We start from the raw sequence: 16,528 nt of genomic DNA, 5'->3' as shown, positions 1-16,528 counted from the left end.
GGAGCAAATCAACCCGCCTTCCTCTGCCGCGCTGTGGATCGGTGCGTCTTCTTGGCAGCGTGCCGCCGCCCCGTCGCCCGTCGCGCATGCGACTTCGCCGCGGTTTTCTTCCCGCCGCGCCCCTTCAAGCTCTGCTTCAGCGCATCCATCAGGCTGACAACATTGCTCGGCCGCTCCTCGGGCTCCGGTAGCTCAATCTTCTTGCCGCTCGCCTTGCGCTTCACCAGCGCCTTCAGCGCAGTCTCGTATTCGTCCTTGAATTTGCTCGGGTCGAAATGGGCGGCCTTGGTGTGCAGGATGTGGCCGGCGAGCTCGACCATGTCCTTGGTGATCTTCGGGCTCTTGATGTCGTCGAAAAACGCGTCCTCGTCGCGCAGCTCGTAAGGAAAGCGCAGCGTGGTGCCGAGCAGGCCCTTGCCGAGCGGCTCGATCGCGATGATGTGCTCGCGATTGGTCAGCACGATCTTGGCGAGCGCCACGCGATCCTGGTCCTTCATGGCGTCGCGGATCACGGCAAAGGCGTCGATCGCAGCCTTGCCTTCGGGCGCAATGTAATAGGGGTGGTTGAGATAGCGCTGATCGATCTCCTCGCTCGGCACGAAGCTCTCGATGTCGATGGTGTGGTTGCTCTCGATCTGGACGGCCTCGAGCTCCTCCGGCTCGATCTCGACATATTTGCCCTTGGAGAGCTCGTAGCCGCGGCCTTTCTGGTCGCTCTCGACGACGTCGCCGGTCTTGGCATCCACCATCTGCTGCTTGAGCCGGTTGCCGGTCTCGCGGTTGATCATGTGAAACCGTGTCTTCTCGGCGGCCGTGGTCGCCGGATAGAGCACGACCGGGCAACTGACCAGCGAGAGTTTCAACGTTCCTTTCCAATAAGCGCGCGGGGCCATTCCATTCTCCAGTGATTTCAACGCGTTTTGGAACTCCAACCACCCGCCAGGGTTTTGGTTCCGGGTGGGACTTTTGCCGTGATAGGCTTCAACGCGATTAGAGGATGTGGGACCGGTCGTGCTGCAAAAACTCTCCACCTATCGAAAGAAGCGTGACTTCGAAAAGACGCCCGAACCGTCGGGCAAGGCAGCGGTCGCGCCCTCAAAGCAACGGCGCTTCGTGATCCAGAAACATGATGCGACCCGGCTGCATTACGATCTTAGGCTCGAATTCGACGGCGTGTTCAAGTCCTGGGCGGTAACCAAAGGACCCTCGCTCAATCCGCAGGACAAGCGGCTGGCGGTGGAAGTCGAGGACCATCCGCTCGACTATGGCGATTTCGAAGGAACGATCCCCGAGGGGCAGTATGGCGGCGGCACCGTGATGCTGTGGGACCGCGGCACCTGGGAATCCGATGATCCCGAAGCCGGCTTCAAAAAGGGCGACCTCAAATTCACCCTGCATGGCGACAAGCTGCACGGCAGCTGGGTGCTGGTTCGCATGCGCAATCGCAGCGGCGAGAAGCGCACCAACTGGCTGCTGATCAAGCACCGCGACGACTATGCCAGCGAGGACGAGGATATTTTGGCGGAGGACAAGTCCGTGGCCTCCGGCCGTGCGATGGAACAGATCGCAGGCGGGAAGGGGCGCGCGCCAAAACCGTTCATGCTGGCGAAGAGCAAGGGCAAGGCCGATGCGGTCTGGCAATCCAACCGGGCCGAAGAGACGAAAGGGCGCACGGTCAAGCCTGCGCCCCGCGCGGCGCTGAAGAGCGGCAAAACGTTGAAGAAGAAAGCGACGACTGCGACGACGGCCAAGAAGGCCTCGGAGATGCCTGACTTCGTGGAGCCGCAGCTCTGTACCCCGGTAGAGCGGCCGCCGGCGTCGGATGGCTGGTGCCACGAGATCAAGTTCGACGGCTACCGTGTTCAGCTGCGCGTCGAGGACGGCGAGGCGACGCTGAAGACGCGCAAGGGCCTCGACTGGACCGAGAAGTTCGCATCGATCGCCAAGGAGGCGAACGGGTTGCCCGACGCGCTGATCGACGGCGAGATCGTCGCCCTCGACCACAATGGCGCGCCGAACTTTTCCTCGCTGCAGGCCGCCCTGTCGGACGGCAAGACCGAGGAGCTGATCTTCTTCGCCTTCGATCTGCTTTTCGCCGAGGGCCTCGACTATCGCCGCCTGCCGCTCGGCGAGCGCAAGGAACGCCTCAAGGAATTGCTGGAGACGCGCAAGACGAAGGCGAGCCAAATCCGTTATGTCGAGCATTTCGAGAGCGGCGGCGAGGCGGTGTTGCAATCGGCCTGCAAGCTCGAGCTTGAAGGCGTGGTGTCGAAGAAGCTGGACGCGCCATATCGTTCGGGCCGCACCGAGAGCTGGACGAAGGCCAAATGTCGCGCCGGGCACGAGGTCGTCATCGGCGGCTACAAGACCACCAATGGAAAATTCCGCTCTCTGATGGCGGGCGTGCATCGGGGCGATCATCTCGCCTTCGTCGGAATGGTCGGGACCGGCTTTGGTGCGGACAAGGTCAAGCGCATCATGCCGTCGCTGAAGACCCTGGAGGCCAAGGAAAGTCCCTTCGGCGGCAAGAATGCGCCGAGGAAAACTCGCGACGTGCACTGGCTGAAGCCCGAGCTCGTCGCCGAAATCGAGTTCGCCGGCTTTACGGCCGATGGCAATATCCGCCAGGCTGCCTTCAAGGGCCTGCGGCAGGATAAGCCGGCCGCGGAGGTCGAGGCGGAGACGCCCGTGGATACCAATCTGGCAAAACCCTCGGCCCGGAAGCGCGCCGCGCCGAAGGCCGACAAGCGAAAGGACTCCGGCACTGCCGAGGTCATGGGCGTCGTCATCTCGAAGCCGGACAAGGAGCTGTGGCCTGACGGCGGCGACGGTGAGGGCGTGACGAAGCTCGATCTCGCGCGCTATTTCGAGGCCGTCGGCGCCTGGATGATCGAACATCTGAAGGGCCGTCCCTGCTCGATCCTGCGCGCACCCGACGGCATCTCCGGCGAGAAGTTCTTTCAGCGCCACGCCATGCAGGGCACATCGAACCTGCTCGAGCTCGCCAAGGTCTCGGGCGATCGCAAGCCCTATTTGCAGATCGACCGCGTCGAGGGGCTCGCTGCGGTCGCGCAGATAGGCGGCGTCGAACTGCATCCCTGGAATTGCGCGCCTGACGCCTATGATACCCCGGGCCGCCTGGTGTTCGACCTCGATCCGGCACCGGATGTGAAGTTCGCCGATGTCGTCGAGGCGGCCAAGGAGATGAGGAAGCGGCTCGCCGACGTCGGCATGGAGAGCTTTTGCAAGACCACCGGCGGTAAGGGTCTCCACGTCGTGGTGCCGCTGCTCCACGGCGCGCGCGACAAAGTGAGCTGGAAAGAAGCTAAAGCCTTCGCGCAAGGCGTTTGCCGGCGGATGGCCGATGACGATCCCGAGCGCTACCTGCTCAACATGTCCAAGAAGCTGCGCAACGGGAAGATCTTTCTGGACTATCTACGCAATGATCGTCTGTCCACCGCGGTGGCGCCGCTGTCGCCGCGTGCGCGCGATGGTGCGACCGTGTCGATGCCGGTGACCTGGGCGCAGGTGAAGGGCGATCTCGATCCGAAGCGCTACACGGTGCGGACTGTGCCGGGCCTTTTGGCGCGATCGAAGGCGTGGGAGGGCTATGATGATGCGGCCGCGTCGATCAAGGCGGCGATCAAGAAGCTGGCGGGGAAAACGAAGTAGGCCGGAGCTACGGGCGCAACTCCCGTAAGGTGGGCAAAGCGGCGCGTGCCCACCATCTGCCTGTTACGGAGAGGGAAGGTGGGCACGGCGCAAGTGCGCCTTTGCCCACCCTACGAGATCCTCGTTGTGGTGCTAGATCCGGCCCATCAGCAGCAGGATCAGCAGAATGACGATGACGAGCCCAAGGCCGCCGCCGCCGTAATAGCCGGTGCCGTAGAACGGGCCGCCGCCGATGCCGCTGAAGCCGCCGAGCAGCGCGATAACCAGGATGATCAGAATGATCGTACCGATAGACATGAGAATCTCCTCCAGCCCTTTGTCGAAAGGGTCGTTGCAACCTGTCCCGTTGTGCGGAGGGCAACTTGCCCAGGGTTTTAAAGTTCCGGATTTGAAACGGGGCGACAGCTCCGACTTGCATGGAACCTTTGCGGCTCCACCGGGCATGACTATGTGAGGATCAGTCACCAAAGGGCAGGGCCATGTCAGCACCGCTTGTCGTCTCCATTCCACATCGCCTCGGTCGCGAGGAAGCCGTGCGCCGGCTCAAGACCGGGCTCGGCCGCGCTGCCGCCAGCATTCCCGTGATGCAGATCGAGGAGGAACGCTGGAGCGGCGACAGCATGATTTTCCGCGTCCGCGCGCTCGGCCAGATCGCGAGCGGGCAGGTCGACGTCGCCGACGACTACGTCAAGGTTCAGGTGGTGCTGCCGTGGCTGCTGCAGCGCTTCGCCGAGATGGCGCAGGCGACCATCCGCAAGCGCGGACAATTGCTACTGACCAAGGATGAGGGGAAATGAGCGTCAGGCGCGCACGCGCTGTCGTCCAGGCTTGATGGAGCTTGCCGTGCGGGCCTCGATGACAGCGGCGGGAAAATCACGGAACGCCTGCGCGAGCGGCAATTCGTTGCCCGCAAGGCCCGGCGCGGCGTAGCCGCTGACGTCGACGGTTGCGTCAAAAGCTTCGAGCGCGGGCCACTCGCGGCCCGCCTGCGTGAAGGGCGCGAATTGTCGCGCAACCACGACGATGGCTGCAGCGCGGCCGTGGTGGCGGACAAAGGAGATCACATGATCGGCGTGCGCGCCGCGCACCTCCAGCGGCTGATAACCGCCTTGCGCAAAAACGTCGGCAAGCTCAGTACGGAGCTTGAGAAGGTGCCGCGTCCACGCCAGCTTGAGCCGGCCGTCCGGCCAGGTCTTGATCAGCCCGCCCCAGTCCGGCGTTTCCAGCGAATCCAGCGCCGCTTGCCTTGCGGCAAAATCCACCGGGCGGCGGTTGTCGGGATCGACCAGCGACAGGTCCCAATATTCGGTGCCCTGGTAGAAATCGGGCACGCCCGGCAGTGTCGCCTTCAGCGTGAGCTGGCTCAGCGAATTCAGCGCGCCAAGCAGCGCGACGCGGCGAGCCAGAGTGGCAAGCGCTTCCAGGAATTCGACTGACAGTGCTGGATCGAGAATCTTCTCGATGAAGCTCTTGACGCCATTTTCATACGCTTCATGCGGATTGAGCCAGCTTGTCTCTTCCTTGCCCTCGCGAGCCGCCTTGAGCGCATAGGCCTGGATGCGCTCGACGAAACTGGCATCCATCCCCTGTAGCGGCCAGGCGCCAAGCAGGGCCTGGTAGAGCATGTATTCGAACGTTGCCGATGGCGCGCGCAGATTGGCGTGGAGCGCAAGGTGCGGCGCGTTCAGCACTTTCCAGCGCGAAACCGCGCTGGTCCATTCGCCTGATATCTCGCTGAGCGCCGCGATCCGCGCCCGCGCATCCTCGCCGCGCTTGGTGTCGTGGGTGGCCGTTGCCGTCATCCCCTGCGGCCATTCCCTGGCGCGGGCTCGCATCGCCTCGTGAAAGGCGGGTACGGTGAGGCCTTTGCTGGCGGGATCGCCGCCGACCTCGTTCAGCGCCAGCAGCCTATGGAACTGGTAGAACGCGGTGTCCTCCAGCGATTTCGCCATCATCGGTCCGGTGAATTGCTGCACCTTCAGCGCAAACCGGCGCACGCGCGGCGCGCTGTGCGGCGGGCGGCCGGGTTTGAGCAGGTCCATGGTCAGCGCATCGCGCAGGAAGTCAAAAATGCCTTCATCCGCAGCGAACCACTCTGCGCGGGCACGCGCGATGGTGTCGTCGATCAGTTTGCGGTCGAGCGCGGTCGGGCCGCTATGGGTCAGGTAAGTGCGATAGACCGGGAAGTGCAGCACGTAGAGCTCGAGTGCCTGCCGCAGGCTGTCGGCGGAGAAGTCGCGGGTCGAATAGTGCCCGTTGGCGATCCGGGCAAGCAGACGCGTCAGCACGATGAATTCGCTGGTCAGCAGCGTCTCCAGCACGCGCCTCTTGGCATCCTTCACGTAAGGCGCGAGCCGCGGCGGCCGGTTGCTGATCTGGCGCCAGGTTTCGTCCAGCGCCTCCAGCCCCCTGGCATCGACCAGCACCTGGGTGATCGCGTTCATCCACTCATAGCCGGTGGTGCCCTGGACGCCGGCAAAGTGCGGCAACTTCTCGTGCTCGCACAGGATCTTTTCGATCACGGTGTAGAACGGCTTTGCATTGCCTTGCGCGTCGCGCACCAGCCGGCGTAGACGCTGGCAATATTGTGCGGGGTCGCGCAGGCCGTCGATGTGATCGAGGCGGATGCCTTGCAGCTTCCCGTCGGTGACGAGCTGCTTCACCAGCCGGTGCGTGGCGGCAAACGTGCTCGCATCCTCGACGCGGAGGCCCGCGAGCCCGTTGACGTCGAAGAAACGGCGATAGTTGATGTCGCTGGACGCCAGCCGCCAATGGCCCAGCTTGTAGTTCTGCCGTTCCAGCAAGTGATGCAGCGCCAGCGTCTGCGCGGGGCGATCTTTTGCCGGGCGATAGGCGGCGAGGCCGTGGATGATGATGTCGGCGCTGCCTGTGATCTCCTTCAACTCCGCCTTGAAGCCCGGCGCTTCCTTGCGGTTCGGCCGGCGCAGGCCGGTGGTGTGCGCGGCGAGCGAGAGCAGGCGTTTGCCGGCGACGGTATCGGCGGCATCCGCCTCCTTCACGATCATCCGCAGGATCTCGCCATAGCGTTCCGGCGCGATCGGCAGGCGGTGCTCGAAATACCAGGCAGAAAAACTGCCCTCATCCGGATCGTAGCGCAGCTCAATGTCGCCGCGTTCCAGCGCCTCGCCATAGGACGTACCGAGGATCGGCAGCAGCACGCCGCCGCGGGCACGATAGGGCAATTGATCCCAATCGATGTCGAAGGAAACGGCGTGCGGCGAGGCCTGGCCCCATTCCAACACGTCCAGCCACCAGGGATTGTCGGCGAAGTGCACGCCGACATGATTGGGCACGAAGTCGATGATGAGGCCGAGATCGTGCTTAGCGAGCGTCTCGCTCAGCCGCGCAAAGCCGGCCTCGCCACCGAGCTCGGGATTGAACTGGCTGTGATCGACGGTGTCGTAGCCATGGGTCGAGCCTTTGCGTGCCTTCATCACCGGAGAGGCGTAGAGATGCGTGATCCCGAGCGCCTTGAGGTAAGGCACGACCGCAGCGGCCTTGTCGAAGTCGAAATCCGCGGTGAGCTGAAGCCGGTAGGTCGCAAGAGGAATCGCGGAAGGCATATCAACCTCCGAGATGCCAAACCACCGACCAGGGCGGAAGTCGGTCGCCGGCCGCGCCGCCCCAGATCGGCGTGCCTGCATTGTTGTTGGAATGCGCGATGTCTTTGTCGGACAGATTGGCCGTGAGCCGCAGCGTCGTACCGTCGCCCATGCGCCAGTGCGCATTGAGCAGGCCGTTGTCTTCAGCCACGGCATCGCCGAACCGCGCGCCCTTCAGCCGCGGCATGATCTCCCTGTGGCGAAGCGCGAGGAGATTGCGCACCAGCGCCAGCCGCGCGTCCTGTTCGGGCGTGCGACCGGTCCAGTCCAGCACGGCCGATTGCGGCGTGGCCGGATCAAGCGGATCGGGCACTTCGTCGCCGTATGTCGCGTAGGCCCAGGCATATTCCTGCTTGCGGCCCTTGCGCACGGCATCGGCAAGGCCGCCCTGGAAATCGCAGAAGAACGGGAAGGGCACCTTCGAGCCCCATTCTTCTCCCTGGAACAGCATCGGCACCATCGGCGCGAGCAGCGTCACTGCGAGCGCGGCCTCGATCTGCTGCGGCGAGGCCAGGCTCTCGAGGCGGTCGCCAAGCGGGCGGTTGCCGATCTGGTCGTGGTTTTGCAGGAAGGTGACGAAGGTCGCCGGCGGCAGCTCGCCGCTGGCTTCGCCGCGCGGCTTCTTGCCCCAGAATTCCGAGATTTCGCCCTGATAGACGAAGCCCGAGGCGAGCGCGCGCGCGAGGTCCATGCGCGGCGTCTGGTAGTCGCCGTAATAGCCGTTGAGCTCGCCGGTCAGCATCACGTGCCAGACGTGATGATAGTCGTCGTTCCACTGCGCGCGATATTTGCCGCTCGGCGGCTCCTGCGCGGCGTCGAGCATGCTGGCGCGGTTATCGCCATTCTCCAGCACGAGATGAATGTGTCGGTCGGTGGCCTTGGCAAGCTCGCCGACGGCGGCGCTGAGGTCGTGCAGCATCGACTGCTCGCCGGGAATCGCCATGATGTGGTTGGCGGCATCGAGTCGCAAACCATCGAAGCGATAGTCGGTCAGCCAGGACAGCGCATTCTCGACCGCAAAGGCCCGCACTTGCGGCACGCGATAATCGATCGCGCTGCCCCAGGGCGTGTGCGCGTCGGTGAAGAAGGTTGGTGCATAGCGGCCGAGATAATTTCCTTCGGGGCCGAAGTGATTGTAGACCACGTCGAGGAAGACCATCAGCCCGCGCAGATGCGCTTCGTCGATTAGCGTCTTCAGATCTTCCGGGCGGCCATAGGCACTGTCGGGCGCGTACCAGAGCACGCCGTCATAGCCCCAGCCGCGGCGGCCGGCGAAATCGGCCAGCGGCATCAGCTCCAGCGCGGTGATGCCTGATACGACCAGATGATCGAGCTTGTCGATCATGGCGCGGTAAGTGCCGTCGCGCGTGAAGGTGCCGACATGGGTCTCGATCAGCACCGTCTCTTCCCAGGGGCGGCCGCGCCAATCCTTCGCGCGCCACTTGAAGGCGTCGTGATCGATCACCTCACTCGGGCCGAACACATCCTCGGGCTGGAATGCAGACGCCGGATCGGGGACGTCGATCTCGTCGTCGATCCTGAACCTGTAGGGGCTGCCGACTGGCAAGCCCGCGATTTCGGCGACATACCAGCCATCCTGCCGGCGCTGCATCGCGTGCCGCCGCTCGAGCAGGAGGTCGACGCGACGCGCGCCGGGCGCCCACAGTCGGAACGACACGCCGTCCTTGGTCGGCTTCGCCCCGAAGGATGGCCTCATAGCGCCCCCGCGAACGCGAGCACGGAGCGCGGCGGCGCCTTGCTGTCGCTTCCAGACATGAAATCAACGCTGTTCAGCTTGGCATCCGTCGTATTGAGGATCTGCTGCCAGCTCTTGTATTCGGGCATTTTGGGCAATTTGAATGCGATCTCTTCGGGGGCGGCGTTCAGTACGATAAAGATCGCCGCGCTGCCCGGTTCCATCGGTCCCATCACATAAGAAAGGAACCGGCCGTCCGGAAATGTCCAGTCGCTGTCCGTCATCTCGTTGCCTTCGGGCGTCAGCCACAGCGCACCGTAGGAGATGCCGTCCTTGGGGCGGCCGTCGAGCCAGCGATGGCTGCGCAACTGCGAGAATTTTCGCCTGACGTCAGCGAGGTCAGCGACGAAATCGACCATGTCGTCGCCGTCCTTGCCGAGATTGTCCCAGCCGACCCAGCCTACTTCGTTGTCCTGGCAATAGGCGTTGTTGTTGCCGGATTGCGAATTGCCGACCTCGTCGCCAGCAAGGATCAAGGGAATACCCTGCGCCAGCATCAGACAGGCCAGCACGTTCTTGCGAAGCTGGCGGCGCAGGCCGAGGATCTTGGGATCGTCGGTCGGGCCCTCGACACCGCAATTGTTGCTGTGGTTGTCGTTGGAGCCGTCGCGATTGTCCTCGCCATTGGCCTCGTTGTGCTTGTCGTTGTAGCTGAAGAGATCGGCCAGCGTGAAGCCGTCATGGACCGTGATGTGGTTGATGCTGGCGCGCGGCCGGCGGCCATCGTGATTGAACAGGTCGGAGGAGGCCGTCATGCGGCTGGAGATATCGCCGATCAGACTGCCTTCGCCGCTCCAGTAGCGGCGCATGGCGCTGCGATAGCGATCGTTCCACTCCGACCATTGCGAGGGGAAGGCGCCGACCTGGTAGCCGCCGAGGCCGAGATCCCAGGGTTCGGCGACGAGCTTGACGGTGGCGAGCACCGGATCCTGCCGGATTGCAGTCAGGAACGAGATGCCGCGATCAAAACCGTTCGGGCCGCGCGCGAGCGTGGTGGCAAGGTCGAAGCGGAAGCCGTCGACATGGCAGACCTCGACCCAGTAGCGCAAGCTATCCATCACCATCTGCAGCACCCGCGGATGAGTGAGGTTCACCGAGGAGCCGCAGCCGGTGAAGTCGTCGTAATATCGCGGGTTCTCGCGGTTCAGCCAGTAATAGGAGGCGTTGTCGATGCCGCGATAGCACAGCGTCGGGCCGAGATGGTTGCCCTCGGCGGTGTGGTTGTAGACCACATCGAGCATCACCTCGATGCCGGCATCGTGCAGGCGCGCCACGGTGGTGCGGAAGGAATCGAGCGCGTTGTCCTGGGCATAGCGCTGCTCCGGCGCGAAGAAGGACAGCGTGTTGTAGCCCCAGTAATTGGCGAGCTTCTTCTCGACCAGCACGCGGTCGTCGACGAAGCTGTGGATCGGGAGCAATTCGATGGTGGTGACGCCGAGCTTCTTCAAATGCTCGATCATCGCCGGCGACGACAGCCCGCCATAGGTACCGCGCAAATTCGGCGGCACGTCGTCGCGCTTCTGGGTCAGGCCCTTGACGTGAGCCTCGTAGATGATGGTGTCTTCCCAGGGGATGTTGGGCCTTATCTCGCGCCGGCCCCAGTTGAAGGTCTCGTCGACCACGACGGCCTTGGGCATGCCGCGCGCATTGTCGCGCCGATCGAACGAGAGATCCTCGCGCGCCGAGCCGGTGCGATAGGCGAAATGCGCATCGCTCCAGACCAGGCGCCCGGCAAGGCGCTTGGCGTAGGGATCGAGCAGCAGCTTGTTGGCGTTGAAGCGGTGGCCGTGCTCGGGCTCATAAGGGCCATGCACGCGATAGCCGTAGAGCTGGCCCGGCGAGACGTCGTTGAGATAGCCATGCCAGACGTCCTCGGTGCGCTCCGGCAGCTCGATGCGCTCGAGCTCGCGCCGGCCCTGGCTGTCGAACAGGCACAGCTCGATCTTCTGCGCATGGGCTGAGAACAGCGCGAAGTTGGTGCCGCGTCCGTCCCAGCTTGCACCGAGGCGCGCGGGCGATCCAGCAGTCAGACGCATCGGTCAGCTTTCCGGAACGAGGAAGATCGCGGCGAGCGGCGGAATGGTGAGACGAAGCTCGGGCGACTTGCCGGCAACGGTTTGCACCTCGCCGATGTTGCCGACATTGGTGCCGCCATAATGGGCGGAGTCCGAGTTGAACACCTCTTTCCACTTGCCGGCAAAGGGCACGGGGACGCGATAGTTGCGATAGACATTGGGTGAGAAGTTGATGACCACGAGACACCGCGCGTGCTCGTCAAAACCCTTGCGCAGCCAGGCAAAGACATTGCGGTTGGCATCGTCGGTGATCAGCCATTCGAAGCCGGCCTGATCGCAATCCATCTGGTGCAGCGCCGGCACCGCGCGATAGAGCCGGTTGAGGTCGCGGACCAGCGCCTGGACGCCGGAATGGTACTTGTATTCCAGCAGGTGCCAGTCGAGCGACTGGTCGTGATTCCATTCGCGGCTTTGCGCGATCTCGCCGCCCATGAACAGCAGCTTCTTGCCGGGATGGCCGAACATGAAGCTGTAATAGGCGCGCAGGTTCGCAAAGCGCTGCCATTCGTCGCCGGGCATGCGGCCGAAGATCGAGCGCTTGCCGTGCACGACCTCGTCATGCGACAGCGGCAGGATGAAGTTTTCCGAGAAGGCGTAGTGCAGGCCGAACAGGATATCGCCGTGATGATATTTGCGGTGGATCGGATCCTTGCTGATGTAGTTCAGCGTGTCGTGCATCCAGCCCATGTTCCACTTGTAGCCGAAACCGAGCCCGCCGAATTCGACCGGGCGCGAGACCTGCGGCCACGCGGTGGATTCCTCGGCTGCCGTGGTCGCCTGCGGGAAGCGCGCGAACAGCTCGGTGTTGAAGCGGCGCAGGAAGTTGATCGCCTCGATGTTCTCGCGGCCGCCGTACTGGTTCGGAATCCAGGCACCGGGCGGGCGGCTGTAGTCCAGATAAAGCATGGACGCGACCGCATCGACGCGCAGGCCGTCGATAGCGTAGCGCTCGAGCCAGAACAGCGCGTTCGACACGAGGAAGTTCGTCACTTCGGTGCGGCCGTAATTGTAGATCAGCGTGCCCCAGTCGAGGTGGCGGCCCTGCAGCGGGTTGGCGTGCTCATACAGCGCCGTGCCGTCGAAGCTGCCGAGCCCGTGCGGATCATCAGGGAAATGTCCGGGCACCCAGTCGAGCAGCACGCCGATGCCCTCGCGATGGCAGGCATCGATCAGCGCGGCAAACTCCTCAGGCGAGCCGAAACGGCTGGTCGGCGCATAGAGGCCGGTCGGCTGATAGCCCCAGGAGCCGTCGAACGGATGCTCGCTCACCGGCAGGAATTCGAGGTGGGTGAAGCCCATGTCGCGGGCATAGGCCGGCAGTTGCTCGGCGAGTTCGCGATAGGTTAGCCATTCGTTGCCGCTCTTGCGCCGCCACGAGCCGAGATGGACCTCGTAGATCGACATCGGCGCCGACAGCGCGTTGATGCCGTCGGGCGCCGGGCGAGGCCGCGGCAGATGCGCCTCGTCGAACACGATCGACGCCGTCTTCGGCCGCACTTCGCTGGCAAACGCCATCGGGTCGGACTTCAGCGGCAGCAGATGGCCATGCGGTCCGATGATCTCGAACTTGTAATGATCGCCGGATTTGGCATGCGGAATGAACAATTCCCAATAGCCGGCGCCGCGCACGCGCATCGGATGACGCCGCCCGTCCCAGAAATTGAAATCGCCGACCACGGACACCCGCCGCGCATTCGGCGCGAGCACGACGAAACCGATACCGTCGATGCCGTCCAGCCGCATCGGATGGGCGCCGAGCTTGTCGTAGAGCCGCTGATGCGTGCCTTCGCCGAGCAGATAGAGGTCGAAATCGGTCAGGATTGGCGGAAAGCGATAGGCGTCCTCGAACTCGACGAGTTTGTCGCCGAATTTGGCGCGAAGCTGGTAGTGCTTCGAGCCGTTGGGCAGGGCGCCGATGAACAGGCCGGAATCGTGGACGCGGTCGAGCGGCGCGACTTCGCCATGCTCACCGACCGCCTCGACATTGGAGGCCTCCGGCAGGAAGGCGCGCACCACGCTCTTGCCACCCTCGGGATGCATCCCGAGATAGTGGAAGGGATCGGAGTGGCGCCCCTCGATGATGGCGTAGGCTTCGGCTGGCAGTTTAGGCATGGGCTTCGCTCCCGGCACTGGACAGAATGCGAAGCAGGCCGGTCAGCGGCGCATGGAGCCCTTCGGGCCGGTGGGACAGCTCGTACTCTACCTCGTCGAACGCTAGATCAAGCAGGAAAAACCTTAACATGCTTTCCGCGGAATGTGCGTCTTCCGGCCAGAGCCGCCGGTCGGCCATGGCCTCACGATAGGCGGACTGGAAGGTCGCGGTGGCGCGCTCGCGCCATTCGTCGAGCGCGGCCGTAATCCGGCCGTGTTCATGACCCCCGCCCGACAGCGCCCGGCCAAGCGCGGCGTTAACCGAAAGATCGATCGAGCGGACCAGGCCGGCGACATCGCGCGCGGCAGGCAGCTTGCGCCGCTTGTCGACCAGGGTGAGGTGCGGATCGCCGTCGAAATCGATGATGAAGATGTCGTCCTTCACGATCAGAGTTTGCCCGAGGCGGAAGTCGCCATGATGACGGATGTTCAACCCGCCGATGTCGGATGGCAAGAGCGCATTGACGTGGCCGGGCAAGGTCGCGCGCATCGCGACGAGCTGATCGATCAGGGGCCGGTCAGCCTCGCGCAGGCCGTCCCGGGCATCGGCCAGCCGGTCGAAGACCCGCTCGGCCCTTGCCTTGAGGTCTGTCGTCCAGCGCTTGACGTCGGCTTTGCCGATCGGTTCAGGGGCAAGGTCGGGGGATTTTGCGGCGGCGAGCGCCATGTGCAACTCGGCGAGCCGACGGCCAATCTGCGCCACGAAGTGCAAATAGGGTGACTGCTCCTGGGTCTCGCGGTGCATTTCATCAGGCGGCAGCACCCGCTGCTCGTCGATATAGCGGTCGAGGTAGCCCGTGGTGACGGCCCAGCCGTCACCCTGGTTCTCGACATAGGCATGCAGCACGCCGAGCGCGCTGCGGCTGACGCCCTCGACCAGCTCGACGCTGCCGAGCAGCGCTGGTGTGTTGGGAAAGCGCGCGACCTCGGTGAGATAATTGCCGATTTCGATCTCGGGGTTGCTGCCGCTCTCGAGCCGACGATAGATCTTGGCGACATACTGATTGTCGACCAGCGCCGTGCTGTTCGATTGCTCGACCGTCCGAATGCGCGCAGGCTCCTTCACGGTGTAATCCGCGAACCGGCTTGTCGGCTTGAACTCGAGCCGCAGATTGTTCTCGTCCACGACGAGATTCTGCGACAAGCCTCGCAGGAAAAGCCCGATGAAGATCTGGTCGGTGGCGACGTCGAGCAGCGTGCCTTCGCGTGCGCCCTGGCGCACGGCGGCGAGTGCCCTCGGATTGAAGCGCTCGCGGTCGAAGCGGACCCACTCGATCTGCATCGGCAGCACGTAGCGCGTCGCGACTTCGTCGTCCGTCGTCTCGAAGAACGCGATCCACGGCCTGTTGTCGCCGATGTCGCTGAACGGCACTGCTGACGTCAGCGCAGCCTTGATGTGCTTGGGATCGTGTTCGGGATACCAGCGCGTGCGCGACAGGAATCCCGGCAGCACGTCGCGCTCGAACACGCCGCGCTCACGGGCAAGCGACACCCAGTTGGAGTTAACAGGCACCACCAGCGTTTCGAATTCCGGCACCGCGCGCGGCACCACCGGCTCGGATTTGTCGCGCTCCTGGAGCTGGAACCAATAGAAGCCATAGGGCCCCAGCGTGATCATGTAGGGCAATTCGCCGATCGCCGGAAAACGGGTACGGCCGAGCATCTCCTGCGGGATGCGATCCTTCCACGGCGACAGATCGAGCTCGGTCGCCTGCGCCGCGCGCGACAGATTGGCGACACAGAGGATGACCTCGTCGCGATATTGCCGGACATAGGCCAGCACGGCGCGGTTGGCCGGGCGGATGAAGGTCATGGTGCCGCGGCCGAAGGCGAGCGTCGACTTGCGTACCGAGATCAACCGCTTGGTCGCGTTCAGCAGCGAGGACAGGCTGCGCGACTGTGCCTCCACGTTGACTGATTCGTAGCCGTAGACGGGGTCCATGATCAGCGGCGCATAGAGACGGGCGGGATCGGCGCGGGAGAAGCCGCCATTGCGGTCCGGGCTCCACTGCATCGGTGTGCGCACGCCGTTGCGGTCGCCGAGATAGATGTTGTCGCCCATGCCGATCTCGTCGCCGTAATAGATGATCGGCGTGCCGGGGAAGGACAGCAGCAGCGAGTTCATCAGCTCGATCTTGCGCCGGTCGTTGTCCATCAGTGGCGCGAGGCGCCTGCGGATGCCGACGTTGATACGGGCGCGGGGATCGTTGGCGTAGGTGGTCCAGAGATAGTCGCGCTCGACGTCGGTCACCATCTCCAGCGTCAGCTCGTCATGGTTGCGCAGGAACAGCGCCCATTGGCAGCTCGCGGGAATATCAGGCGTCTGGCGCAGGATGTCGGTGATCGGGAAACGGTCCTCCTGCGCGATCGCCATGTAGATGCGTGGCATCAGCGGGAAATGGTAGGCCATGTGGCACTCGTCGCCACGGCCGAAATATTCCTGCACGTCCTCCGGCCATTGATTGGCCTCAGCCAGCAGCAGCTTTCCCTTGGAATAGGCGTCGAGCTCGTGGCGCAGGCGCTTGATGATCGCATGCGTCTCCGGGAGGTTCTCGTTCGAGGTGCCCTCGCGCTCGCAGAGATAGGGAATAGCGTCCAGGCGGAAGCCGTCGACGCCGGCGTCCAGCCAGCGCTTCATCACCTGAATGATGGCGCTGACGACGCGCGGATTGTCGAAATTGAGGTCGGGCTGGTGCGAGAAGAAGCGGTGCCAGTAGAACGCGCCGGCCTCGGGATCCCAGGTCCAGTTCGACTTCTCGGTGTCGGTGAAGATGATGCGCGTGCCCTGGTATTTCTGGTCGGTGTCGCTCCACACATACCAGTCCCGAGCGCTCGAGCCGGCCGGGCTGCGGCGCGCGCGCTTGAACCAATTGTGCTGGTCGGACGTGTGGTTGACGACCAGCTCGGTGATGACGCGCAGGCCGCGCTTCTGCGCTTCCTGGATGAAGCGCTTGAAGTCCTTCATCGTCCCGAAATCGGGATTGACCGCGCCGTAATCGCCGATGTCGTAGCCGTCGTCGCGGCCGGGCGAGGGGTAGAACGGCAGCAGCCACAGCGCAGTGACGCCAAGATCCTGCAGATAAGGCAGCTTCTCGGTCAGCCCTGCGAAATCGCCGATGCCGTCATTGTTGCTGTCGGCAAAGGCCTTGACGTGGAGCTGGTAGATGATGGCGTCCTTGTACCAGAGCTCGTCCGCGATCGCGGCAGCCTCGGCCTTCTTGGTGTCGACGGAAGACAGAACATTCATGGCG

General features: G+C 63.9%; 9 protein-coding genes. 2 read left to right on the top strand and 7 right to left on the bottom strand.

What is annotated here, in order from left to right; genetic code table 11:
* Positions 1–8: 8 nt before the first annotated feature.
* Positions 9–893 (bottom strand): non-homologous end joining protein Ku, encoded by an 885-nt coding sequence (gene ku, locus L6637_RS37035; RefSeq protein ID WP_237873823.1) that lies wholly within the window; start codon positions 891–893, stop codon positions 9–11.
* 118 nt (positions 894–1,011) lie between these two features.
* On the opposite strand from ku, the gene ligD reads away from it, so the two are divergent.
* Positions 1,012–3,672 (top strand): DNA ligase D, encoded by a 2,661-nt coding sequence (ligD, locus tag L6637_RS37030; RefSeq protein WP_237873820.1) that lies wholly within the window; start codon positions 1,012–1,014, stop codon positions 3,670–3,672.
* A gap of 132 nt (positions 3,673–3,804) precedes the next feature.
* Here the strand turns inward: ligD and L6637_RS37025 are convergent, their stop codons facing one another.
* Positions 3,805–3,969 (bottom strand): DUF3309 family protein, encoded by a 165-nt coding sequence (locus tag L6637_RS37025; protein ID WP_018318514.1) that lies wholly within the window; start codon positions 3,967–3,969, stop codon positions 3,805–3,807.
* Positions 3,970–4,151: 182 nt separating this feature from the next.
* Here L6637_RS37025 and L6637_RS37020 point away from each other — a divergent pair, with 182 nt between their 5' ends.
* Positions 4,152–4,469: a polyhydroxyalkanoic acid system family protein gene (locus tag L6637_RS37020; protein WP_237873819.1), complete on the top strand. Its 318-nt coding sequence runs from the start codon at positions 4,152–4,154 to the stop codon at positions 4,467–4,469.
* 3 nt (positions 4,470–4,472) lie between these two features.
* Here L6637_RS37020 and treY read toward each other — a convergent pair whose 3' ends face one another.
* Genes treY through treS form a run of 5 tightly spaced genes read right to left on the bottom strand, consistent with a single transcriptional unit; the run spans position 4,473 to position 16,524 of the window.
* Entirely contained in the window at positions 4,473–7,256 is a 2,784-nt protein-coding gene (gene treY / locus L6637_RS37015) for a malto-oligosyltrehalose synthase (protein WP_237862637.1), read from the bottom strand.
* Between the two features lies 1 nt (position 7,257).
* Positions 7,258–9,012 (bottom strand): malto-oligosyltrehalose trehalohydrolase, encoded by a 1,755-nt coding sequence (treZ, locus tag L6637_RS37010; protein WP_237873814.1) that lies wholly within the window; start codon positions 9,010–9,012, stop codon positions 7,258–7,260.
* Positions 9,009–11,087: a glycogen debranching protein GlgX gene (gene glgX, locus L6637_RS37005; protein ID WP_237873813.1), complete on the bottom strand. Its 2,079-nt coding sequence runs from the start codon at positions 11,085–11,087 to the stop codon at positions 9,009–9,011. The genes treZ and glgX overlap by 4 nt, the downstream gene beginning before the upstream one ends.
* 3 nt (positions 11,088–11,090) lie before the next feature.
* Positions 11,091–13,238, bottom strand: a complete 2,148-nt coding sequence (gene glgB / locus L6637_RS37000) for a 1,4-alpha-glucan branching protein GlgB (protein ID WP_237862634.1) — start codon at positions 13,236–13,238, stop codon at positions 11,091–11,093.
* A complete protein-coding gene (gene treS, locus L6637_RS36995; RefSeq protein WP_237873811.1) occupies positions 13,231–16,524 on the bottom strand; it encodes a maltose alpha-D-glucosyltransferase in 3,294 nt (1,097 codons plus the stop codon). Before treS ends, glgB begins: the two co-directional genes overlap by 8 nt.
* Between the last annotated feature and the right edge of the window lie 4 nt (positions 16,525–16,528).

Origin of the sequence: Bradyrhizobium zhengyangense (assembly GCF_022012435.1) — a bacterium.
GTDB classification, from domain to species: Bacteria; Pseudomonadota; Alphaproteobacteria; order Rhizobiales; family Xanthobacteraceae; genus Bradyrhizobium; species Bradyrhizobium zhengyangense.
This window is presented reverse-complemented; position numbering and strand designations above follow the sequence as displayed.